General features: G+C 64.0%; 24 protein-coding genes and 1 riboswitch. Of the genes, 15 read left to right on the forward strand and 9 right to left on the reverse strand.

Going from position 1 to position 20,902, the window contains the following annotated elements:
- The first annotated feature begins 11 nt into the window (after positions 1-11).
- The 4 genes from cobT (at position 12) to NKH43_RS26735 (ending at position 3,971) form a co-directional block, all read left to right on the forward strand.
- Positions 12-1,910 carry a cobaltochelatase subunit CobT gene (gene cobT / locus NKH43_RS26720; RefSeq protein ID WP_352860694.1) on the forward strand — a complete coding sequence of 633 codons (1,899 nt, stop codon included), beginning with the start codon at positions 12-14 and terminating at the stop codon, positions 1,908-1,910.
- On the forward strand, positions 1,907-2,932 hold the full coding sequence (locus tag NKH43_RS26725; RefSeq protein WP_352860696.1) for an esterase-like activity of phytase family protein: 1,026 nt from the start codon (positions 1,907-1,909) through the stop codon (positions 2,930-2,932). Before cobT ends, NKH43_RS26725 begins: the two co-directional genes overlap by 4 nt.
- Before the next feature lie 191 nt (positions 2,933-3,123).
- On the forward strand, positions 3,124-3,492 hold the full coding sequence (locus NKH43_RS26730; RefSeq protein WP_352860751.1) for an ArsR/SmtB family transcription factor: 369 nt from the start codon (positions 3,124-3,126) through the stop codon (positions 3,490-3,492).
- Positions 3,489-3,971, forward strand: a complete 483-nt coding sequence (locus tag NKH43_RS26735) for an SRPBCC family protein (RefSeq protein WP_352483490.1) — start codon at positions 3,489-3,491, stop codon at positions 3,969-3,971. The genes NKH43_RS26730 and NKH43_RS26735 overlap by 4 nt, the downstream gene beginning before the upstream one ends.
- A gap of 55 nt (positions 3,972-4,026) precedes the next feature.
- On the opposite strand, the gene NKH43_RS26740 is transcribed toward NKH43_RS26735, so the two are convergent.
- The 3 genes from NKH43_RS26740 to rpmB form a co-directional block, all read right to left on the reverse strand.
- Positions 4,027-4,698 (reverse strand): spermidine synthase, encoded by a 672-nt coding sequence (locus tag NKH43_RS26740; RefSeq protein ID WP_023721126.1) that lies wholly within the window; start codon positions 4,696-4,698, stop codon positions 4,027-4,029.
- An 83-nt stretch (positions 4,699-4,781) separates the two neighbouring features.
- Entirely contained in the window at positions 4,782-5,462 is a 681-nt protein-coding gene (locus NKH43_RS26745) for a queuosine precursor transporter (RefSeq protein ID WP_023721125.1), read from the reverse strand.
- 82 nt (positions 5,463-5,544) lie between these two features.
- The gene (gene rpmB, locus NKH43_RS26750) at positions 5,545-5,841 is read right to left on the reverse strand and encodes a 50S ribosomal protein L28 (protein ID WP_352860698.1); all 297 of its coding nucleotides are present in this window, start codon (positions 5,839-5,841) and stop codon (positions 5,545-5,547) included.
- Positions 5,842-6,016: 175 nt separating this feature from the next.
- Here rpmB and NKH43_RS26755 point away from each other — a divergent pair, with 175 nt between their 5' ends.
- From NKH43_RS26755 to NKH43_RS26780, 6 genes are all read left to right on the forward strand, one after another.
- Positions 6,017-6,400, forward strand: coding sequence for a hypothetical protein (locus NKH43_RS26755; RefSeq protein WP_352860700.1), 384 nt, complete (start codon positions 6,017-6,019; stop codon positions 6,398-6,400).
- Between the two features lie 58 nt (positions 6,401-6,458).
- A complete protein-coding gene (locus NKH43_RS26760) occupies positions 6,459-7,250 on the forward strand; it encodes a DUF3108 domain-containing protein (RefSeq protein ID WP_352495630.1) in 792 nt (263 codons plus the stop codon).
- A gap of 40 nt (positions 7,251-7,290) precedes the next feature.
- Positions 7,291-8,196, forward strand: a complete 906-nt coding sequence (gene yddG / locus NKH43_RS26765; protein WP_352495629.1) for an aromatic amino acid exporter YddG — start codon at positions 7,291-7,293, stop codon at positions 8,194-8,196.
- On the forward strand, positions 8,196-8,864 hold the full coding sequence (locus NKH43_RS26770) for a lysoplasmalogenase family protein (protein ID WP_352860702.1): 669 nt from the start codon (positions 8,196-8,198) through the stop codon (positions 8,862-8,864). Before yddG ends, NKH43_RS26770 begins: the two co-directional genes overlap by 1 nt.
- A gap of 180 nt (positions 8,865-9,044) precedes the next feature.
- Complete coding sequence (locus tag NKH43_RS26775) at positions 9,045-9,407, forward strand: MerR family transcriptional regulator (protein ID WP_352860704.1); 363 nt, start codon at positions 9,045-9,047, stop codon at positions 9,405-9,407.
- Entirely contained in the window at positions 9,404-10,003 is a 600-nt protein-coding gene (locus NKH43_RS26780; RefSeq protein WP_352495626.1) for a short chain dehydrogenase, read from the forward strand. The genes NKH43_RS26775 and NKH43_RS26780 overlap by 4 nt, the downstream gene beginning before the upstream one ends.
- Positions 10,004-10,173: 170 nt before the next feature.
- On the opposite strand, the gene NKH43_RS26785 is transcribed toward NKH43_RS26780, so the two are convergent.
- Positions 10,174-10,602 carry a cupin domain-containing protein gene (locus NKH43_RS26785; RefSeq protein WP_352483497.1) on the reverse strand — a complete coding sequence of 143 codons (429 nt, stop codon included), beginning with the start codon at positions 10,600-10,602 and terminating at the stop codon, positions 10,174-10,176.
- Positions 10,603-10,622: 20 nt separating this feature from the next.
- Positions 10,623-11,390: a hydroxyacylglutathione hydrolase gene (gloB, locus tag NKH43_RS26790; protein ID WP_023721117.1), complete on the reverse strand. Its 768-nt coding sequence runs from the start codon at positions 11,388-11,390 to the stop codon at positions 10,623-10,625.
- 98 nt (positions 11,391-11,488) lie between these two features.
- On the opposite strand from gloB, the gene NKH43_RS26795 reads away from it, so the two are divergent.
- The 3 genes from NKH43_RS26795 (at position 11,489) to NKH43_RS26805 (ending at position 15,105) form a co-directional block, all read left to right on the forward strand.
- Entirely contained in the window at positions 11,489-12,259 is a 771-nt protein-coding gene (locus tag NKH43_RS26795; RefSeq protein WP_352483498.1) for a class I SAM-dependent methyltransferase, read from the forward strand.
- A 130-nt stretch (positions 12,260-12,389) separates the two neighbouring features.
- Complete coding sequence (locus tag NKH43_RS26800) at positions 12,390-14,222, forward strand: ABC transporter ATP-binding protein/permease (RefSeq protein ID WP_352860706.1); 1,833 nt, start codon at positions 12,390-12,392, stop codon at positions 14,220-14,222.
- A gap of 76 nt (positions 14,223-14,298) precedes the next feature.
- Entirely contained in the window at positions 14,299-15,105 is an 807-nt protein-coding gene (locus NKH43_RS26805) for a DUF1194 domain-containing protein (protein WP_352860708.1), read from the forward strand.
- 18 nt (positions 15,106-15,123) lie between these two features.
- On the opposite strand, the gene NKH43_RS26810 is transcribed toward NKH43_RS26805, so the two are convergent.
- Positions 15,124-16,149: an RNA polymerase subunit sigma-70 gene (locus NKH43_RS26810; RefSeq protein ID WP_352860709.1), complete on the reverse strand. Its 1,026-nt coding sequence runs from the start codon at positions 16,147-16,149 to the stop codon at positions 15,124-15,126.
- Between the two features lie 41 nt (positions 16,150-16,190).
- Positions 16,191-16,937 (reverse strand): SDR family NAD(P)-dependent oxidoreductase, encoded by a 747-nt coding sequence (locus tag NKH43_RS26815; RefSeq protein WP_352591154.1) that lies wholly within the window; start codon positions 16,935-16,937, stop codon positions 16,191-16,193.
- A 235-nt stretch (positions 16,938-17,172) separates the two neighbouring features.
- Here NKH43_RS26815 and NKH43_RS26820 point away from each other — a divergent pair, with 235 nt between their 5' ends.
- Positions 17,173-17,493, forward strand: a complete 321-nt coding sequence (locus tag NKH43_RS26820; protein WP_352591151.1) for a DUF1330 domain-containing protein — start codon at positions 17,173-17,175, stop codon at positions 17,491-17,493.
- 28 nt (positions 17,494-17,521) lie between these two features.
- On the opposite strand, the gene metW is transcribed toward NKH43_RS26820, so the two are convergent.
- Together metW and metX are read right to left on the reverse strand one after the other, a co-directional pair.
- The gene (metW, locus tag NKH43_RS26825; protein WP_023721109.1) at positions 17,522-18,136 is read right to left on the reverse strand and encodes a methionine biosynthesis protein MetW; all 615 of its coding nucleotides are present in this window, start codon (positions 18,134-18,136) and stop codon (positions 17,522-17,524) included.
- 172 nt (positions 18,137-18,308) lie between these two features.
- Complete coding sequence (metX, locus tag NKH43_RS26830; RefSeq protein ID WP_292661143.1) at positions 18,309-19,478, reverse strand: homoserine O-acetyltransferase MetX; 1,170 nt, start codon at positions 19,476-19,478, stop codon at positions 18,309-18,311.
- Between the two features lie 92 nt (positions 19,479-19,570).
- A riboswitch (SAM riboswitch) is annotated at positions 19,571-19,648 on the reverse strand.
- Positions 19,649-19,786: 138 nt separating this feature from the next.
- Here metX and hisC point away from each other — a divergent pair.
- Positions 19,787-20,896: a histidinol-phosphate transaminase gene (gene hisC, locus NKH43_RS26835; RefSeq protein ID WP_352860710.1), complete on the forward strand. Its 1,110-nt coding sequence runs from the start codon at positions 19,787-19,789 to the stop codon at positions 20,894-20,896.
- The last annotated feature ends 6 nt before the right edge of the window (positions 20,897-20,902 follow it).

Consider the following 20,902-nt stretch of genomic DNA (forward strand, 5'->3'; position numbering starts at 1 on the left):
GCAGAGTCTCGATGGCGGGTCCGGGCGACAACACGCGAAACAAATCCAAGACCGGCGCTGAGAACGACAGCTTCAAGCGCTCGGTTACCGTCTGCATGCGCGCCATCGCCGGCGACAAGGACCTCGAAGTCGGCTTCGCCAAGGACCGGCCGGCGCTGGCCGGCAGCCGCGCCCGGCTGCCCGAACTGCCGAAGAAGGCATCGAAAGCCGATATCGCCATCACCCGGGGGCTCGGCGATTCCATGGCGCTGAAGCGCGCCTGCCACGATGCGCGCATCCACACCAGGCTGGCGCCGGAAGGCAAGCAGGCCCGCGCCATCTATGACGCGGTCGAGCAGGCCCGGGTCGAGGCGATCGGCAGCCGCGCCATGCAGGGCGTTGCCGACAATATCGGCTCGATGCTCGAGGACAAATACGCCCGGGCCAACCTCGTCGACGTCAAGGACAAGGCCGACGCGCCGATCGAGGAGGCGCTGGCGCTGATGGTGCGCGAAAAGCTGACCGGCCGCACTGTGCCGAAGAGCGGCGAACGGCTGGTCGATCTCTGGCGGCCTTGGGTCGAGGAAAAGGCTAGCGCCGACCTCGACGGGCTGTCGGCAAAGCTCGACGACCAGCAGGCCTTTGCCCGCGTCGTGCGCGAGATGCTCGCCTCCATGGAAATGGCCGAGGAACTCGGCGACGACCAGGAGACGGAAGACTCGGAGGACAACGACGAAAACCAGCCGCAAGGCGAGGAGCAGAGCGAGGAGGGCGGCGAAGACGATTCCGGCTCCGAGCAGTCGCAGTCCGAAGATACCGAGGCATCGTCCGACGACGAGCAATCGGCCGAGACCGAGGCCTCCGACGCCACTGCCGACGACCTTTCCGACGATGACGACGCCGACGCGGAGACGCCCGGCGAGGCGCGCCGCAACGACAATCCCTTCACCAATCTGCCGAAAGAGATCGACTACAAGGTCTTCACCACGGCCTTCGACGAGACCGTAGGCGCGGAGGAACTGTGCGAGGAGGAGGAGCTCGACCGGCTGCGCGCCTTCCTCGACAAGCAGCTCGCCAACCTGTCCGGCGTCGTCGGGCGGCTGGCCAACCGGTTGCAGCGCCGCCTGATGGCGCAGCAGAACCGCTCCTGGGATTTCGACCTCGAAGAAGGTTATCTCGATCCGGCACGGCTGGTGCGCGTCGTCATCGACCCGATGCAGCCGCTGTCCTTCAAGCAGGAGCGTGATACCAAATTCCGCGACACGGTGGTGTCGCTGGTGCTCGACAATTCGGGTTCGATGCGCGGCCGGCCGATCACGGTCGCGGCGACCTGCGCCGACATCCTGGCGCGCACGCTGGAACGCTGCGGCGTCTCAGTCGAAATCCTCGGCTTCACCACCCGCGCCTGGAAGGGCGGGCAGGCGCGCGAGAAATGGCTGAAGGAAGGCAAGCCGCCGAACCCCGGCCGGCTCAACGATCTGCGCCACATCATCTATAAATCCGCCGACCATCCGTGGCGGCGGGCGCGCCGCAATCTCGGCCTGATGATGCGCGAGGGCCTGCTCAAGGAAAACATCGACGGCGAGGCGCTGCTTTGGGCGCACAACCGGCTGATCGCGCGGCCGGAGCAGCGCAAGATCCTGATGATGATCTCGGACGGCGCGCCGGTCGACGATTCAACGCTGTCGGTCAATCCGGGCAATTATCTCGAGCGGCATCTGCGCGCCATCATCGAGCTCATCGAGACGCGCTCGCCGGTCGAGCTTTTGGCCATCGGCATCGGCCACGACGTCACCCGCTACTATCGCCGCGCCGTCACCATCGTCGATGCCGAAGAACTGGCCGGCGCCATGACCGAGCAACTGGCCTCGCTGTTCGCCGAGGAAACCGTGCGCGACACGCGGCGCGGCGGCATGCGGCGCGCCGGATGATTTTTTCCCGCGGCGGCCTTTGGCAGACGCTTTTGGCCGCCATTGCGTTGTCAGGCATCAGTTTGGCGCCGGCTGTCGCTGCCGGGCCGGCCCCGGTCGAGCCGGCCGAAATCTCGGCACGGCCGATCAGCGAATTCCATATCGGCCGGCCGGACAAACAGTTCGGGCCGCTCGAATTCGTCGGCGGGCTCGAAATGACCTCGCCGACGCGCGATTTCGGCGCGCTGTCGGCGCTTCGGTTCCTCAAGCCGGGCAGCGATTTCATCGGCGTCGCCGATACCGGCTTCTGGTTCTTCGGCACCCTTGTCCACGATGCCGACAAGCGGCCTTCCGGCATTCAGAATTTTCGCATGCAGCAGATGGTCGATGCGGCCGGCCAGGCCATCGACCTGAAATGGGCGGTCGATGCCGAAGGCCTCGCGGTCCAGGACGGCATCGCCACGGTCGGCTTCGAGCGCGATCACCGTATCGCAGAGGTCAAGATCGATCCGGACGACATGAAGGCGCCGTTCAAGCAATTGGACTTCCTGATCCCGGCCTGGGAACTTCGCCGCAATCGCGGCTTTGAGACCGTCGCCCGCGCCCATCCTTACGGACAGCACGCGGGCGGGCTGGTCGTGGTGTCGGAAAGGAGCCTCGACAAGGCCGGTAACATCTTCGCGGCGATCATCGAAGGGCCGCATAAGGGCGTCTTCACCGTCAAGCGCAATGGCGACTTCGACATCACCGACGGCGCCTTCCTGCCGGATGGCGACCTGTTGCTTCTGGAGCGCAGTTTTTCGATGGCCGGCGGCGTCAAGATGCGGCTGCGGCGCATCTATGGCGAAAGCGTCGAGAAGGGCGCCGTCGCCGACGGGCCGGTGCTGCTTGAAGCCGACATGGATTACCAGATCGACAACATGGAAGCGCTCGACGTCTGGACCCGCGACGACGGCGCGCTGATCGTGTCGCTGATGTCCGACGACAACCACTCGATCCTGCAGCGCAACCTCTATCTGGAATTCATCCTGCACGAGGATTGACGCGCGATCGGCCATTGATCGGCTGTTGGCGATGCTGGCATTTCCGCGCCGTTTCGCAGCGCATGCAATTTCCCATGGCGATTTCCCCTCGCAATGACCCGCGTCGCGCGTTTCCAACCGGTTCTCACCATCTGCAAAAATACTTTAGTTGTGGCTTGACAATTTGTGTCATCGGCGAAATACTCAAGTCCATGCTTAACTATTCCGAGATCGACAGCATTCTGCGGGCTCTTGCCGAGCCGACGCGGCGGGCAATCCTGGAAAGGCTGGGCCGCGGGCCGGCCACCGTCAGCCAGCTGGCGGAGCCGTTCGGCATGACCTTCGCCGCGGTGCTCCAGCATCTCCAGGCGCTGGAAGCGTGCGGGCTGATCCGCAGCGAAAAAATCGGACGCGTGCGCACCTGCCGGATCGAGCCCGGCGGGCTCGCCCCGCTCGCCGACTGGATCGCCGCGCGCCGCACGCCGGCCGAACGCCACCTCGCCCGTCTCGGCCAGATTCTGGCGGAGACTGACCAACCGAACGCAACACTCCACGACCAGGAAAAGGACGAAGAGAAATGAACCAGATTGCGCCCGTGAACGACCACTCCGTCATCCATTCGACCTTCACGATCGAGCGGACCTATCCGCAATCGCCCGAGCGCGTCTTCTTCGCCTTTTCCGACAAGGCGACAGTGCGGCGCTGGCGCGTCGAAGGTGACGGCTTCACCATCGCCGAGTTCACCTTCGATTTCCATGTCGGCGGCGGCGAGGTTTCGCGGTTCAGCTATCAGGGCGGCCCGGAAATCAGGCTCGATGCGCAGTTCCAGGACATCGTCCCTGACCGACGCATCGTATTTTCCTACCGGATGGCGGTCGGGCCGCAGCCGCTGTCGGCGTCGCTCACCACCGTCGAGCTCGCACCCTCCGGCGACGGCACTCGCCTGACCTATACCGAACAGGGTGCGTTTTTCGATGGCATTGATTCAGCGCAAGGACGCGAAGAGGGCACGCGCGGGCTGCTGCAGGCGCTCGCGGCCGAGCTTCAGAAAGCGAAGTAGTAGGTGTCGGCATGCCGGGCGGAGCCCAAACAGCAATCCGCCCGAATTGCTTCCGCTATGCTTTACTCGCGAGCCAGACGATGTGACGAGCGCCGCGCTTGCCGTGAGCCCGCACCTTAACCTCGTCGACCGTGAAGCCCGCCTGCTTGAGCCTTCGGGTGAAACCTGCGTCAGGGCCCTGCGACCAGACCGCCAGCACACCGCCGGGCTTGAGCGCGGCGCGTGCGGCGTTGAGGCCGGTGCCGCTGTAGAGCGCATCGTTGGCCTTGTAGACGATGCCCTCGGGGCCGTTGTCGACGTCGAGCAGGATCGCGTCCCAGGCCGATGCTTGCGAACGGATGAGCTGACCGACATCGGTCTCGTGAACACTGACGCGCCGGTCGTCAAGGCAACCGTCGAAAACCTCGGCCATCGGGCCGCGCGCCCACGTCACGACTGCCGGCACCAGTTCGGCAACAGTGACCTGCGCATCGTCGCCGAGCTCGGCCAGCGCCGCGCGCAAGGTAAAGCCCATGCCCAGGCCGCCGATCAGGATGCTTGGGTTCCGGCGGCCGGCAATCCTTTGACGGGACAGTTTGGCCAGCGCCTCTTCGGAACCGCTGAGCCGACTGTTCATCAGCTCGTTGGCGCCAAGCATGATCGAGAATTCGCCGCCGCGCCGTTTCAGGCGAAGCTCCTGTCCGCCGTCAGGCGTTTTTGCCGAGTCCAGCTGAAGCCAGGGGATCATGCTCGATAGTCTTTGAGCATGATCTTGTCCGAAAATCGGTTCCCACTTTTCGCTAACGCGGACCTTCGGTTCGGGATCATGCTCTATGCCGCCAGTGCCGGCTGGCTCCAGCGGGCGGCAAGCAGCCGGTAAGGGATCAGCGCTACCACCGCTATGATCAGCTTGACGCTGAGATCGCCGAGCGCCCAGGATATCCAGCGCATCGTCTCGACTGGCAGCATGCCCATGAGCGGTGCGGTCTCCAGCGCAAAGCCATCGTTCGGCCCGGCGAAGGCGAAAGCCGCCGCGAAGGCGACGGTGAAAAACACCACCGTATCGAAAACGGAGCCGACCAGCGTGCCGACGATCGGCGCGCGCCACCAGCTCTGCCGGCGCAGTCGGTTGAACACGGTGACGTCGAGCAATTGCGCGGTGAGGAAGGCCGCACCCGACGCCGCGGCAATGCGCACCAGCCGGTCGGCGGCGGTCTCGAATTCGATCAGGCCGTGGCGAAACAGCAAGGGCGGGATGACGATCGAGCAGACCACCGCTGTCATGAACCCGACAAAGACGATCCTGCGCGCCACCGCCGGGCCGTAGCGGCGATTGGCGAGATCGGTGACCAGGAAGGAGAACGGATAGGTGAAGGCGCCCCAGGTCAGGATGTCGGCCAGCGACAACCCGCCGATTGCGCCCTGCATCGGAAACTGCACGAGGATGTTCGAGGCCACGACGACGAGCGCCATGGCGGCCACGAAGGGCAGGTATCGCGAGAGGAAAATCATTTTTTTATCCTGGGTAATGGAACCAGCGGAACGCGATCCGGAGTTCGGATCACGCCCTGGAAGGCGGCTGCCGCCGAAAAATTCAGGCGGCCGGCTGGTCGGCGAGCTTCTTGGCGATCTGCTTCTTCAACAGGCGGGCGCGCTGCGACAATTGCTTGGCGTCGGCCTTGGCCAGGAAGGCATCGAGGCCGCCGCGATGCTCGACCGAACGCAACGCGTTGGCCGAAATGCGCAGGCGCACATTCTGGTTCAGCGCTTCCGAGATCAGCGTCACATTGACCAGATTGGGCAGGAAGCGACGCTTGGTCTTGTTGTTGGCGTGGCTCACATTGTTGCCGGACATGACTGCCTTGGCAGTGAGTTCGCAAGTGCGGGACATGATACTAACCTTCGGTTCTCGGCCCTGGCCAAACATTCGACCCGCGCCGGGTGGCGCGCGGTTTCGGTCAGGCGGCCTTATGGAAAAGTTGGCGTTCCATAGTTGCATTTCGCCGATGCGTCAAGCTTGGGGTTGGTTCGGGAGAGGGAATCGCACCTTCAAGAAATGAGCACCAGTGGCGAAGCTGCCGATCTCCCCGCTTGCGGGGGAGATGGCCGGCAGGCCAGAGGGGGTGCTGTCCCTCCGACTTAGCTCCGTTGCAGCCAAAACTCTCGGCACTGGGAGGATAAAGCTGGATCTTGGCGATCCTTCCTACCCCCTCTGCTCTGCCGGGCATCTCCTCCGCAAGGGGGAGATCGGCAAATTCATCGAGCGCCACATTTTGTTCTTGCTTTGTGCCGGCAGCTATGCTACTAATTTGGGTATGGTGCTGATTCGCGCCGACGATCCGCCCGCCGAGGCGGGTTTTTCATTTCTGGCTTCCGTCACCTCCCACCGACCAGCCCCAGCGTTCCCTGCCGACGCCGCCTTCACATTAAGGCCGGAATTCAGCCTATAAGCGGTCACACAGGGACATGCCAGATCGCCCGTCTCCGGTCGACAATCAAGGACCCGCCATGCCTCGTTCTTTCCTCCATGCCCTGGTCGTGCTGTTCGCCGTCGCGCTGTCGACGACGGTTTCGGCCGCCGAGCCGCAATCCTTCACGGGCGAGTATTCGGTGTCGTTCCTCGGCCTTTCCGTGGCCAAGGCGAAATTCTCCAGCCATTACGAGGGCGACACCTATTCGATCGAGGGCAGCGTCTCCAGCGCCGGGCTCGCCACATTGTTCGACGATACGCGAGGCACGATCTCATCGAAGGGCAAGATTTCGGGCAAGCAGTTGCAGCCGCAGGCGTTTCGCGCCGACTACACGTCCGGCAAGAAGGCGTCGATGATCGACATCCAGTTTGCCAACGGCGTGGTCACCTCGACCAAGGTCGTGCCTGAGCCAAAGAAGCGCAATCCCGAGAATTGGATACCGCTGGTCGGCAGCGATCTCGTATCCGTCCTCGATCCGATGGCCGCGACCGTCATCCATGCCGACAGCCTCGACCAGGTCTGCGGGCGCACGGTGAAGCTCTATGACGGCGAAATGCGTGCCGATCTGAAACTGACCTACGAGTCGAAAGGGTCGATCTCGGTGGCCGGCTACGAGGGCGATACGGTCACCTGCAGGCTGGGTTTCGAGCCGGTGGCCGGCTACCGCAAGAACCGCAAGGCGCTGAACTACCTGAAGAAACGCAGCCGCATCATGGTGACGTTTGCACCGGTCGGCCAAAGCGGCGTATATGCGCCGATCCGCGCCACGGTCAGCACGCAAATCGGCCCGTTGACGGTCAGCGCGGAGCGGTTCGAAGCAGACGAATAGGCGTGATGGTGCGCCGCCAATGGGCCACGGGGCGACGGGTATGGCGCGCGCAACACTGATCGGCTTCTCCGCGGTCGCCATGTGGGCGCTGCTGGCGCTGTTTACGGATGCTTCGGGTTCGGTGCCGCCGTTCCTGCTTTCGGCAATCACCTTTACGATCGGCACCTGCGTCGGCCTGGTTGCCCGGCTGTTCATGCCGGCAGCCGATGGCGCCGCGAAGATACCGCGCCAAGTCAAAATACCACGCAAAGTCTGGGTGATCGGCATTGCCGGCCTGTTCGGCTACCACTTCTTCTACTTCACCGCGCTGCGCAATGCGCCGGCCGTCGAGGCCAGCCTTATCGCCTATCTGTGGCCGCTGCTGATCGTGCTGGGATCGGCGCTGATGCCTGGCGAGCGGCTGGCCTGGAACCATATCGTCGGCGCGCTGCTCGGCCTTGCCGGCACGGTCCTGATCGTCACCAAGGGCGGCGGACTTGCCTTCGATGCACGTTATGCCTTCGGCTATGCGATGGCCGCCGTCTGTGCCGTGTTGTGGTCGTCCTATTCGCTGTTATCGCGGCGCTTCCCGTCGGTGCCGACCAGCATCGTCACCTGGTTCTGCGCCGCCACCGCGGCACTTTCGCTCGTCTGCCATCTGTTGCTGGAAGAAACGGTGCTGCCCAACGGCGCCGGCCAGTGGCTGGCCGTGCTCGGCCTCGGTCTGATGCCGGTAGGGGCGGCGTTCTATGCCTGGGACATCGGTGTCAAGCGCGGCAACATCCAGGTGCTGGGGGCGGCAAGCTACGCCGCGCCGCTGCTGTCGACACTGGTGCTGATCGCCGCCGGCTTCGCCGAGCCGTCATGGCGCATCCTCGCCGCCTGCGTGCTGATCACCGGCGGCGCGGCACTGGCGGCGAAATCGCTGTTGCTGCGCAAGAGGGCCACGAGCGAGGCAAACGCTTGATGCCGTTTCCCGGCGGCATCGATGCCAATGCCAATGCGACGCTGCTGTTTTCATTGGCGGCAGCGGTGATCTATGCGTTCAGCCTCGGCATGCCGCCGCGTCTTTCGCGGTCGGCGGCAAGGACATTGGCGGTGGCGATGCTGGCGGTGCTGGTCGTGCAGCAGAGCGGCCCATGGCTGCTCGTCGCCGCACTGGGCGTCAGCGCGGTCGGCGACGCCTTCCTGTCGCGCGACGGCGAGAAGGCATTTCTTGGCGGCGCGGCCGGTTTTCTTGCCGCTCATGTGCTTTACTTCGTGCTGTTCCTGCGTGCCGGCGGCGGCCTCGGGCTGCTTCCGGCCGAGCCGTGGCGGGCAGCGATCGTGCTGGCGATGGTCGTGTTGGTGCTGGCGATGGTTTTCGCGCTCCGGCGCCGCGTCGGCCCGGCACTGCGCCTGCCGATAGGCCTTCGTGTGGCGGCAATTCTCGCCATGGGCATTGGCGCGCTTACCCTGAGTAGTGCCTGGGTCATCGGTGGCGTCGCCCTGCTCATATTGTCCGACGGGCTGCTTGCCGCGGAAAAGTTCCTGCTGCCCGCCATCTCGCCGCACCGTGCCTGGATGCGCCATGCGGTCTGGGCGCTGTATTACGCCGGCCAGCTGGCGATCACCCTGGGTTTCGTTTTAGGCTAGGCATGTCGATATTCAGATGATGCCGGCCTGCAAACGGCGAAAGATCCGACGCTTGGTGCCCATGGGCAAGCCTTTGTGACGCAATCCTCGAGGTCGTCAGATCAGAGGTAAAAATTCTCGCTTGACCTAGAGCTGCTCCAGCTTGGTAGCCTAGCGCACAATCGGCAGGGTAGGCGACACATGCGCATTTCGGAGGCGGCAGCTACAAGCGGACTGGGTATCGACACTATCCGCTATTATGAAAAATTGGGTTTGCTTCCGAAGGTCAGGCGAGGACGTGACGGGAGGCGGGACTTCTCGGCAGAGAATGTCGAATGGCTAATACTCCTGTCCTCGCTGCGCGAGACAGGTATGTCCATGGAGCAGATGCGATACTTTGCGCGGCTTTATCAGCGGGGCAGCGAGACTCTGCCCGAACGGAAAGCGGTTCTTCTTGATCACGCAGCGCATCTGGACAAGCGGCGAGCTGCGTTGGATGGCTGCGCCGAACTCCTTGCCTACAAGCTCAAACGACATGACGAGATGGCAGAAGAAATATCATGAGAATTATTGTCGTCGGCGCGGAAGGTGACATCGGCAAAGCGGTTTGCGACGAGTTGGGTTCCCGCCACGCGATCATCAAGGCCAGCCGCTCTAGTGGCGACTTTCAGGTTGATATGGCTGACCGCGCATCGCTCGATGCCATGTACGCCAAATGTGGCAAAGTGGATGCCGTCATCTCTACCGCAGGCAATGTCCATTTCGGGCCGCTTGGCAAGTACACCGAAGAGACGTTCATGCTTGGCCTGCGCCATAAGGTCATGGGCCAGGTCAATCTGGTGTTGGCAGGGTTGGCCACTGTCAGCGATGGCGGCTCGTTCACACTGACTAGCGGAGTGCTCGACCGCGATCCCATTCGGATGGGAACAGGGGCGGCAACAGCGAACGGCGCGCTCGGCGGTTTTGTCCTTGGTGCGGCGATCGAGATGCCGCGCGGTCTTCGCATCAATGTTGTGAGTCCCGGACTTCTGGACGTGTCCGTGCCGAGATATGGCGAGTGGTTCCCCGGTCACGAGCCCGTTTCGTCGAAACGGGTGGGGCTCGCCTATGCGAAGAGCGTGGAAGGGGCCATCACCGGCCAAGTGATCATCGTCGGGTAGTTTCGCAGAGATCCTAAGTGTTGGGACATATTGGTCGCCCCCTGAATATCAAGGGTAGTTTCCGTTGCAAAATTTCGGAGGTTCGAGAGTGACTCTTGCGACAACCTGAACGACGGCTTTCCATCCTGAGCGGCTGTTGTCGTTGGGTACCAAGCGTCAGGTCTTCACCACTACGGCGTGCCCGGCAGCCAGCCTGGTTCGGCCAATTCGAAGGCGGCGAAATCGAAGCCCGGCGCCACGGTGCAGCCGACCAGCGTCCATTCGCCGAGGCTGCGTGCCGACTGCCACCAGCCTGCCGGCACGACGATCTGCGGCCGCTCGCCTGCGGCAAGCGCCGTGCCAAGGATCTCCTCGATGACGGGACCGCCTTCTCGATGTATCGACAGCGCCAGCGGCGCACCGTCATAGAAGTGCCAAACCTCGGCCGCGTCCTTGACCCGGTGCCAGGCCGACAATTGGTCCTTCTCCAGAAGGAAATAGATCGCCGTCGAATGGCCGCGCGTGCCTGCCGCGCCGTCGCGAAAGGTTTCGGCATACCAGCCGCCTTCCGGATGCGGCTTCAGGCCGAGCAGGGCGATGATTTCGGCGGAACTGGTCATGCCCTAGCTCCTGGTGCCGCTCAGAAATTGTCCTTGCGCTTGCGGATCTCGGCGAACACTTCGGCGTCGGAGGCCTTTTCCAGGCCGAGATGCCTGCGGATCGCCGGATCGTGCCAGCGCAGGAACGGATTGGTCGACAGTTCCTCGCCGATCGTCGTCGGCAGCGTCGGCTTGCCGTCGGCGCGCAGCGCCTCGATCTTGGCGGCACGCTCTTTCAGCGCCGAATTGGTCGGGTCGACGGTCAGCGCGAAACGGGCGTTGGCCAGCGTATACTCATGTCCGCAATAGACGACCGTCTCGGCCGGCAGCGCTGCGAGCTTTTTCAGGGATTCGTACATCACCGGCGGCTTGCATTCGAGCAGCCGCCCACAGCCGAGCGCAAACAGCGTATCGGCGGCGAATGCCACTTTTGACGCCGGCAGGTGATAGGTGACATGGCCTGCGGTGTGGCCGGGTGTGGCGATGACCTCGATCCGCTCATCGCCGAGGTGGACGACCGAGCCTTGCTCGACGGTTTCGTCGATGCCGGGAATCTTTGCCTTTTCGGCTTCCGGCCCGACGATGCGCAGCTTGAAACGCTCCTTCAGCGCCAGATTGGCCTCGACGTGGTCGAGATGGTGGTGGGTGGTCAGGATCATCGTCGGCGTCCAGCCGGTGCGCTTGATGGCGGCCAGGATCGGCGCCTCTTCTGGTGCGTCGATGAGCGCCGTCTGGCCGCTTTTGGGGTCATGCACCAGCACGCCGAAATTGTCGCTGCGGCACATGAATTGTTCGATCTCGACCGGCATCATATCTCTCCGTTTACAGGCGCAGACATAGGGCGCCTGCCAGCCGATGTCATCTGCCTTTGTTGAACTTGGACTGCTTCGAAGCTACCGTTCCGCCCATGCATTCAGATATTGTCGACCTCCGTTCCTTCTATTCGACCACGCTCGGGCGCCTGGCCGAACGCTCGATCACCATGGCGCTGTCCTCGCTATGGGCTGTTGTGCCCAACGAGCGGCTGGTCGGCCTCGGCTACACCTTGCCATGGCTGGAGCGCTTCGGCAGCGATGCCGAGCGCGTCTTTGCCTTCATGCCGGCGACGCAGGGCGCGGTGGTCTGGCCGGCGACGGGGCCGACGGCGACCGCCCTGGTCTTCGACGAGGAGCTGCCGCTGGTCGATTCCTGCATCGACCGCATGCTGCTCGTCCATTCGCTCGAACATGTCGAGAACCCGCGCGAGACGCTGAACGAGATCTGGCGGGTGCTGTCGCCGGCCGGCCGTGTCGTCATCGTCGTGCCCAACCGGCGCGGCGTCTGGGCGCGCTTCGAGCATACGCCTTTCGGCAATGGCCGGCCGTTCTCGCGCGGCCAGCTGACCGAATTGCTGCGCGAAGCGAATTTCACGCCGGCGGCGTGGTCCGATGCGCTGTTCTTTCCGCCGTCGCCGCGACGTTTCATGATGCAGTTCCACAATGTGCTGGAGCGTGCCGGCCGGCGCTTCTGGCCGATCTTTTCGGGCGTCATCGTTGTCGAGGCGCAGAAGCGGCTCTATCAGGGCGTCCCGGTGGCGCAGCGCGCCTCCCGCCGCGTCTTCGTGCCGGTTCTCTCGCCGCATGGCGCGCCGACGCTTGGCCGGCTGTCGGGGGCCGAACGTCCGGCGTCGCCAGGATGACGCGTTCGTGATCCGACGCAGGCTTTTTCTCACCTATCTGTCGCGGACGGGTTCGCTGCCCGATTGAAGGCATATGCGGTCGATCCTATGACCGGGGTTTAGCACCGCTTCCGAATGCAAGGATCCACTCATGGCTGATCATCCGGATGTCGAGCCCAGCGCCCAGAAGCTTGCCACGTCGATCGAAGCCAGCAGCCTGCGTGAGCAGCTGGCAACAATCAAATTGGCGCTGACCACCTCGCCAGTGCGAAAACAATTGCTTTGGGCAGCGATCGGCATCGTCGCCGTCATCGTGGCGAGCTCGATCGGGCAGGTTCTGCTCAATCGCTGGAACCAGCCTTTCTACGACGCGCTGGCGCGGCGCGACATGCCGGCTTTCCTGCATCAGCTTCTGGTCTTCGCCGGCATCGCCGGCGGGCTTGTGGTGCTCAATGTCAGCCAGACCTGGCTCGACCAGATGCTTCGCCTGAAGCTGCGCGAGGCGCTGACGCTCGACCTGATCGGCGAATGGATGCGGCCGGCGCGTGCCTTCCGGCTGACCCATGCCGGCGCCATCGGCGTCAATCCCGACCAGCGCCTGCAGCAGGATGCCGGGCATCTCTCCGACCTTTCGACCGGTCTCGGCATCGGCCTGCTGCAGTCCTGCATCCTGCTTGCCTCGTTCGTCGGCGTCTTGTGGTCGCTGTCTTCCGGCTTCGTCTTCCACATAGGCGGCCATTCGCTGGCCATACCCGGTTACATGGTCTGGGCGGCGATCCTCTATGCGGGCACAGCTTCGTGGTTGAGCTGGCTGGTCGGGCGGCCGCTGATCCGCTTCAACAACGATCGCTATACGCGTGAGGCGGAACTGCGCTCCTCGGTGGTTCGCGTCAACGAGAATGTCGATGCCATCGCGCTTGCGCATGGCGAGGCCGATGCCAGGCGCCGGCTCGAATTCGACCTTGGCATGGTGCTGGGCGCCATGCGGCGCATCTACAGCGCCCAGATCAATCTTTCCTGGGTAACCGACACCTATGGCTGGATCACTGTCGTCGCGCCGATCCTCGTCGCTTCCCCGGTCTATTTTGCCGGCGATATCAGCTTTGGCGGCTTGATGATGGCGGTCGGCGCCTTCAACCAGGTCCATTCCTCGCTGCGCTGGTTCATCAACAATATCGGCGGCATCGCCGATTGGCGCGCCACGCTGATGCGGGTCGCCGACTTCCGCATCGCGCTCGGCGACACCGACGCGCTGCACGATACGGAAAGGCGCATTTCGTTCGGCGAAAATCCCGACGGCAGCCTGACATTCGAGAAGCTCGAGATCGCCTCGCCGGACGGATGCACCAAGCTTGCCGAGCCGCATGTCGAAATCCGCGCCGGCGACCGCGTCATGATCACCGGAGATCCGGGCGCCGGCAAGACGCTTTTCTTCCGCGCCATTGCCGGTCTGTGGCCATGGGGCAGCGGCCGGATCGGCATGCCGGCCGGAGAAGCGCCGATCTTCGTTCCGCGTACTCCCTATTTCCCGCTCGGCAGGCTGCGCGAGGTGCTCAACCATTCAGACGGCGCGGCGGAGGCGAGCGATGCCGAGATTTCGGAGGTGCTGGCCGATGTCGGGCTGCAACGCCTGTCGTCCTCGCTCGATCACTCGGCGCGCTGGGAGCGTGAGCTCAGCGACGACGAGCAGCGTCTGCTGGCCTTCGCCAGGCTCGCCTTGCGACGGCCGAAATGGGTGATCATCGACGAGGCGCTGGACGCGTTCGACGGCGCGACGCTGAGGCAAGTGCTGTCGATGCTGGACAAGCGCCTTCCCGACGCCGCGATCCTCAATATCGGCCGCGGCCAGCACAATACCCGCTTCTTCCCGCGAGCGTTGACCATCGTCAAGGATGCCGGCCAACCGCCCCTCAAGCCGGCCCGTGTCAGGGCAGGCGCCATGGAACCGCCCCCGATTATCGCCTCGGCTCGCCGAAAGAAATAGAAGCCAAGCTTTATTTCGCCGCGATCGCGGCGAAAAACTATCGCGATCGTTTCAGATGGGAACGTTCCGATCGGCCATGCTTGACGCTCTCGCCCTGCTCGCCTGCCTTGCCTGTGCCCCGGCAGCACCTGTGGCCGCGCCCGCCAATGCCATTGCCGTCGACGTCGAGCTGGTGCTGGCCGTCGACATCTCGCAGTCGATGGATGAAAGGGAGTTTGCCCTGCAGCGCGCCGGCTATGTCGCGGCGCTGCGCCATCCCGACTTCATCAATGCCGTGCGTGCCGGCTCTTCCGGCCGCATCGCCATCGCCTATTTCGAATGGGCCGGCACCATCCGCGACGATGCGGTCATTGCCTGGCACGTCATCGACAGCAAGGAGAGCGCCAACGCTTTCGCCGACAAGATCGCGGCCCGCCCGTTCAGGAGCTTCCGCGGCACCTCGATTTCCGGTGCCGTGGCCTTCGGCGCCGAGCTTTTCGATGGCACGGCCTTCGTGGCCAAACGCCGCGTCATCGACGTCTCTGGCGATGGCCCAAACAACACCGGCTTGCCGGTCACAACGGCACGCGATGCGGCGCTGGCGAAGGGCATCGTCATCAACGGGTTGCCGATCCTGATCAGCCCGTCACCGACCTTCAGCCATCTCGACCGGTATTATGCCGAATGCGTCACCGGCGGACCGGGCTCGTTCGTCCTGCCAATCTATGCGGTTTCCGAATTCGCCACCGCCACTCGCCGCAAACTGATCCTCGAGGTCAGCGGCGTCGAGTATCCCAAGGAGGATCCGAGGACGATCCGCATCGACGCACCGATCGACTGCCTGCAAGGCGAGCGCGACCGGCGGTTTTTCTCCGACCCGTATTTCCCGGAACTCGACCGGTAAGGCTTGCTAGGGGGTAAGCTAGGCCGGTGGCAGGCCGAAGGCCGGGAACAGAGATGGCCCGAGCGGCCCTATGAAGATCGTCAAGGAAGCGATCCCGCCCTCGGCTGGCTCGAACACATGCAGGGAATGGGCCCGCCACGCCGGGTCATCGTGGCTGCGGGAATAGACCCCGACCGCCGGCTGGCCATTGGCCGCGGTGGCCAGCGTGCGGAAGCCGCCGAACCTCGGCCAGACGGTCTCGAAGAAACCGCGGATCGCTTCGCGGCCTTGATACCATTCGCGCCAAGGCGGCATGGTATAGATGGCGTCCTCACGCAGGAGCTCGATCAAACCTTCGAGATTGGCGGCCTGCCAGGCCTGCATGTAACGTTCGAGCAGCAGGCCTTCTTCGGGGTTGGGCCGTGATCGGCTGGCCGGCCGTCCGCCAGGATAGCGCGCCGTCAGCGTTGCGCGGGCGCGCTGCAACGCGCTGTTGATCGAAGCCATCGATCCGCCCAGCAAACGCGCCGTCTCGACGGCCGACCATCCCAGGACGTCGGCAAGCAGCAGCGCGGCGCGCTGCCTGGGCGGCAGATCCTGGATAGCGGCGACGAAGGCGAGCTGGACGGCCTCGCGGCTCTCGTAACGGGCTTCCGGACCTGGCTCGCTGCCGGCAATGTCTGGAAGCTCGGCGTCGGGGTAGGGCTCCAGCCACGCGACGTCAGCTACGGGCCCGCCTATGGCCGCCCCGTGCGACGGCGGCCGTCCGGGTTCCCGGAGAATGCGACGCGCCCTCGACCTCGCCTTGATGGCGTTAAGGCAAGCATTGGTCGCGATCATATAGAGCCAACCGCGAACCGAACCCCGCCCGTCGAACTCCGACCTTGCGCGCCAGGCGCGAAGCAACGTGTCCTGGACGAGGTCGTCGGCCTCGTGCAGCGAACCCATCATGCGATAGCAATGCAGCTTGAGTTCGCGGCGATGCGCGGCCGTGACCTTCTCGAAGGCCAGCCGATCGAGGATCGGCTGGCGTGCTGGCTCCAGAGGTGGCTCAGCGTCTGTCATGCTACTTTCGGGTTCCGGGTCAGGTTTGCATTACGCGCGCCTCAGGCGGCCGGGGCAAGCCCGCTCCCGCTCACCATGAAGGAACTGCCTTGCGGCTGGCCGGTGGCGAGTGCGACCACCGCCCGTCCGACATCGGCCGGCGTCTGCATGTCGGTCATGGCGGCGATGAAGTCCGCCGGCTGGATGCCCATATAGGCCGCGATGCTGTCGACGCCGGCCTTGCCCACGCCGGTCTCCGGCATGATCCGCATCGGCGCGAGCGCCATGAAGCGCAGGCCGAGGCCAAGCCGGTCCGACTCCTTCTGGCTATGACCGGCCAGGAACATCTGCATGCGTTTTGCGCCGGCATAGCCGCCGGCATTGGGTGGTCCGCCGGTCAAGGCCGCGCCGCTGGAGATCAGAACGATCCGGGTTCCCGGCTTGAGCGGACGGCGCAGAGCGGCCCGGCAAAACAGGAACGACGCCTTGACGTCGGTGTCCCAATTTGCCGAGAAGGCCTTCCAGTTCTGTTCATGCACCGGCGCGGAAGGGGCCAGCGCGCCTGCGCAGATCACCAGCACGTCCGGCTCAAGCGCGGCGAAGACCTTATCGGGGGCGGAGTCCACCGTCGCATCGATCGCGAGCGTCTTCACGCCGGAGACCTCCCAGGCAAATTGCGCCAGGGCCTGTTTTCCGCGGGCGACGGCCAGCACCGTCGCTTTCTCCTTGAGGGCGACCTCCGCAATGGAGCGGCCGACACCCCGGCTGCCTCCGACGACGACGACATTCTGATTTTGCAACGATCCCATAGATCACCTCTCTGTTCCCGGCCGCCGGACCATCCAGGCGCGCCCATCGATAAGGACAGCGCAGGTGGGCGGAAATCATCGGTGCCAGGCAGAAATATCTTTCAGGTGACGGCAGCGGCGCGCCAGTTTTGTATTCGGTGTCATTACCTCGGGGGTAATCGACCAGCGCGCAACGTCCCGGCAAACTGCTCCCATCAAGCCGGTTGTCCGGCTTTCGACCACAAGGAGTTACACCATGACCGCCTACGCCGTCGCCCATATGCGCCAGGTCACGCCGGGGCCGCCGATCGTCGAGTACCTGCAGAAGATCGATGCCACGCTGGAGCCGTTTGGCGGGCGCTTCATTGTGCATGGCAGCGAGGTGGACGTGGTTGAAAACAATTGGCCGGGGCACCTCGTCATGATCGAGTTTCCAGACATGCAGCAGGCGCGCGGATGGTACCGCTCGCCCGCCTATCAGGAGATCTTGCCGCTGCGCACCGCGAATTCTCAGTCCGACGTGGTCTTCGTCGACGGCGTCGAGCACCCGCACAAGGCCACCGACGTGCTTGAATAAGGGGAATGATCGGCTCGCGGGCGGCCTGCTACCGTTTCAGCAGAAATACCGCCTGCTGGCCGAAAAAGTTCCAGAACCACCACGGCATCGAGAAGCCGATCCGCTGGCCGTTGGCGTCGAGCGCGGTTGCCTTTTCCACCGTCGCGCCCAGCTCGTCGCATAGATTGACGAAATCGCGAATGGTGCAGAAATGGATGTTGGGGGTGTCGTACCAGTAATAGGGCAGGTCCTTGGTCACCGGCATGCGGCCGTTGAAGAGCAGCGAAAAGCGCACCCGCCAGTGGCCGAAATTGGGAAATGAGACGATGGCGCGGTTGCCGATCCGGAGCAGTTCGTCGAGCACCAGCTTCGGATTGCGGGTCGCCTGCAAGGTCTGCGACAAGACGACAAAGTCGAAGCCCTTGTCGGGATAGAATTGGAGGTCCTTGTCGGCATCGCCTTGAATGACCGACAGGCCGCGCGCCACGCATTCGTTGACGCCGCGCTGCGACAGTTCCAGCCCGCGGCCGTCGACCTTCTTGGTCGCCTGCAGCAATTCGAGCAGCAGGCCGTCGCCGGAACCGACGTCCAGCACCCGCGACTGCGGCGGGATGAGATCGGCGACGACTTCGAGGTCGACGCGCTGGGCGCGGTTGACGCTCATGGGCTCGGCTCCTGCCTGGCGCATGGTCCTGATCCGAAAAGTCTGCAACTTTTCGGGGCCATGCGCTGATGCCTGGCGCATGATCCTGATCCGAAAAGTCTGCTACTTTTCGGGGCCATGCGCTGATGCCTGGCGCATGATCCTGATCCGAAAAGCGTGCAACTTTTCGAGGTCATGCGCCGAGCCCTCTAGCCCGGGCCGCCGAGGCGATGAAGCCTTTGATGGCGGCGAACAGTTCCGGCTCGTCGAGCAGGAAGGCGTCGTGGCCGCGGTCGGTCTCGATTTCGACGAACGATACCGAGGCGCCGGCCGCGTTCAGCGCGTGAACGACCGAGCGGCTCTCCTCGGTCGGGAACAGCCAGTCGCTGGTGAAGGAGACCAGGCAAAAACGGGTCTTGGTGCCGGCGAAGGCATCGGCCAGCCGGCCGCCATGGTCGGCGGCGAGATCGAAATAGTCCATCGCCCGGGTCATGTAGAGATAGGAGTTGGCATCGAAGCGATCGACGAAGGTCATGCCCTGATGGCGCAGATAGCTCTCGATCTGGAAGTCGGCATCGAAACCGAAGGTCAGCGCTTCGCGGTCCTGCAGGTTGCGGCCGAACTTGCGGTGCAGCGCTGCTTCCGACAGATAGGTGATGTGGGCGGCCATGCGCGCCACCGCCAGCCCCTTTTCCGGTCGCTTGCCGTGCTCGAAATATTTGCCGCCATGCCAGTCGGGGTCGGCCATCACCGCTTGCCTGCCGACCTCGTGGAAAGCGATGTTCTGCGAGGAATGGCGGGCGCCGGTGGCGATCGGCAGGGCCGAGAAGACGCGCTCGGGATAGCTGGAGGCCCATTGCAGCACCTGCATGCCGCCCATCGAGCCGCCCAGCACGCTGAACAGCTGTTCGATGCCGAAATGCTCGACCAGCATCAGCTGCGCCCGCACCATGTCGCGGATGGTGATGATCGGCAGGTCGAGCCCGTAAGGCTTGGCGGTTGCGGGATTTGTCGAGGCGGGGCCGGTGGAACCGAGGCAGCCGCCGATGACGTTGGACGAGATGACGAAGAAACGGTCGGTATCGATGATCTTGCCGGGGCCGATCAGCACTTCCCACCAGCCCGGCTTGCCGGTCACCGGATTGGTGTTGGCGACATGCTGGTCACCGGTCAGCGCATGGCAGACGAGGATGGCGTTGGAGCGCGCGTCGTTGAGCGTGCCATAGGTCTGGTAGGCGATCTGGAACGGCGACAGCAGCGTGCCGGCGTCGAGCTTGAGCGGCTTGTCGGCGCCGAAACGCAACACCGGGCTCGACGGCTGGTCGGCCTCGTTGTTGGTTTTTCGCGCGCGCAAAGCGACCATCACATCTCCTTGCCCGGCCTTCAGTTGTCCGCCGGTCCGGGCAACAACCAGTCAGGGCAACAAAAAACCGGCCATGCCTTCGCAAAGCCGGTTACAAGATGCAAACGGCCCTTTAGCAAGTTGTTTAACGTGGCTGCAAGCCGACCGGCCAAATCACCACGGAACTGTCGCTGCTCTTCTAGGACTGACGCATGGCTTCGTCAACGGCAAGTTATTGATCCCGAATTGCCGCCCCTCGACATTCCGGGCCACGGCTTGTATTTCCGCTGCGGCTTCCGGATGGAGGCTTCCTCGACGGATTTCATGGAATGAGCCAGACACCGGATCAGACACGTCCAACGCCCCGCGCCGGCATCATGGACATCGAAGCCTATGTGCCCGGCAAGAGCGCGGCGCCTGAAGGTGTCGTCAAAGTCCACAAACTGTCGGCGAACGAGAACCCGCTCGGTCCTTCGCCAAAGGCGATAGAGGCCGCGCGCGCGGTCGCCGACAAGCTCGCGGTCTATCCCGACGGCAGCGCCAGGCGCCTGCGGGAGGCGATCGCCGACGTGCACGGGCTCAATCCGGCGAACATCGTCTGCTCCAACGGTTCCGACGAGATCCTGGGCCTGCTTGCGCAGACCTACCTCGCGCCCGGCGATGAAGCCATCATCACCGAACACGGCTTCATGGTCTACAAGATCTACATCCAGTCGGCCGGTGCCGTCCCGGTAACGGTCAAGGAGACCGATGAACGCGCCGACATCGATGCGATCCTCGCCGCGGTGACGCCGCGTACCAGGATCATCTTCCTTGCCAATCCGAACAACCCGACCGGCACTTACGTGCCGTTCCAGGAGGTGCGCCGCCTGCATGCGGGCCTGCCGCGAAACGTGCTTCTGGTGCTGGATGCCGCCTACGCCGAATATGTCCGGCGCAACGACTATGAAGCTGGCGTCGAGTTGGTGGGCAGCGCGGAAAACGTGGTCATGACCCGCACCTTCTCGAAATTGGGCCTCGGTGGCGCGCGGATCGGCTGGATCTATGCGCCAATGCACGTCATCGACGCGATCAACCGCGTGCGCGGGCCTTTCAACGTCAATGCGACGGCGATCGAGGCCGGCATCGCGGCGATCCGCGACCGGGCTCATATCGAGCGCAGCGTCGCGCATAACGAGACCTGGCTGGCCTGGCTGAGCGAGCAATTGACCGGGCTCGGGCTGCGGGTGACCCCGAGCGTCGGCAATTTCATCCTGATCCACTTTCCCGAGGACAAAAAGCATTCGGCGGCGGCCGCCGACGACTACCTCAGTGCGCGCGGCTACATATTGCGGCGCGTTTCCGGCTACGGTTTTCCCAACGCGCTGCGCATGAGCATCGGCACCGAAGAGGCCAATCGCGGCGTTGTCGCAGCACTCGCGACATTCCTGAAAAGCTAGGGCACC

This window comes from Mesorhizobium sp. M1163 (assembly GCF_040318415.1).
In the GTDB taxonomy this organism is placed as follows: Bacteria; Pseudomonadota; Alphaproteobacteria; order Rhizobiales; family Rhizobiaceae; genus Mesorhizobium.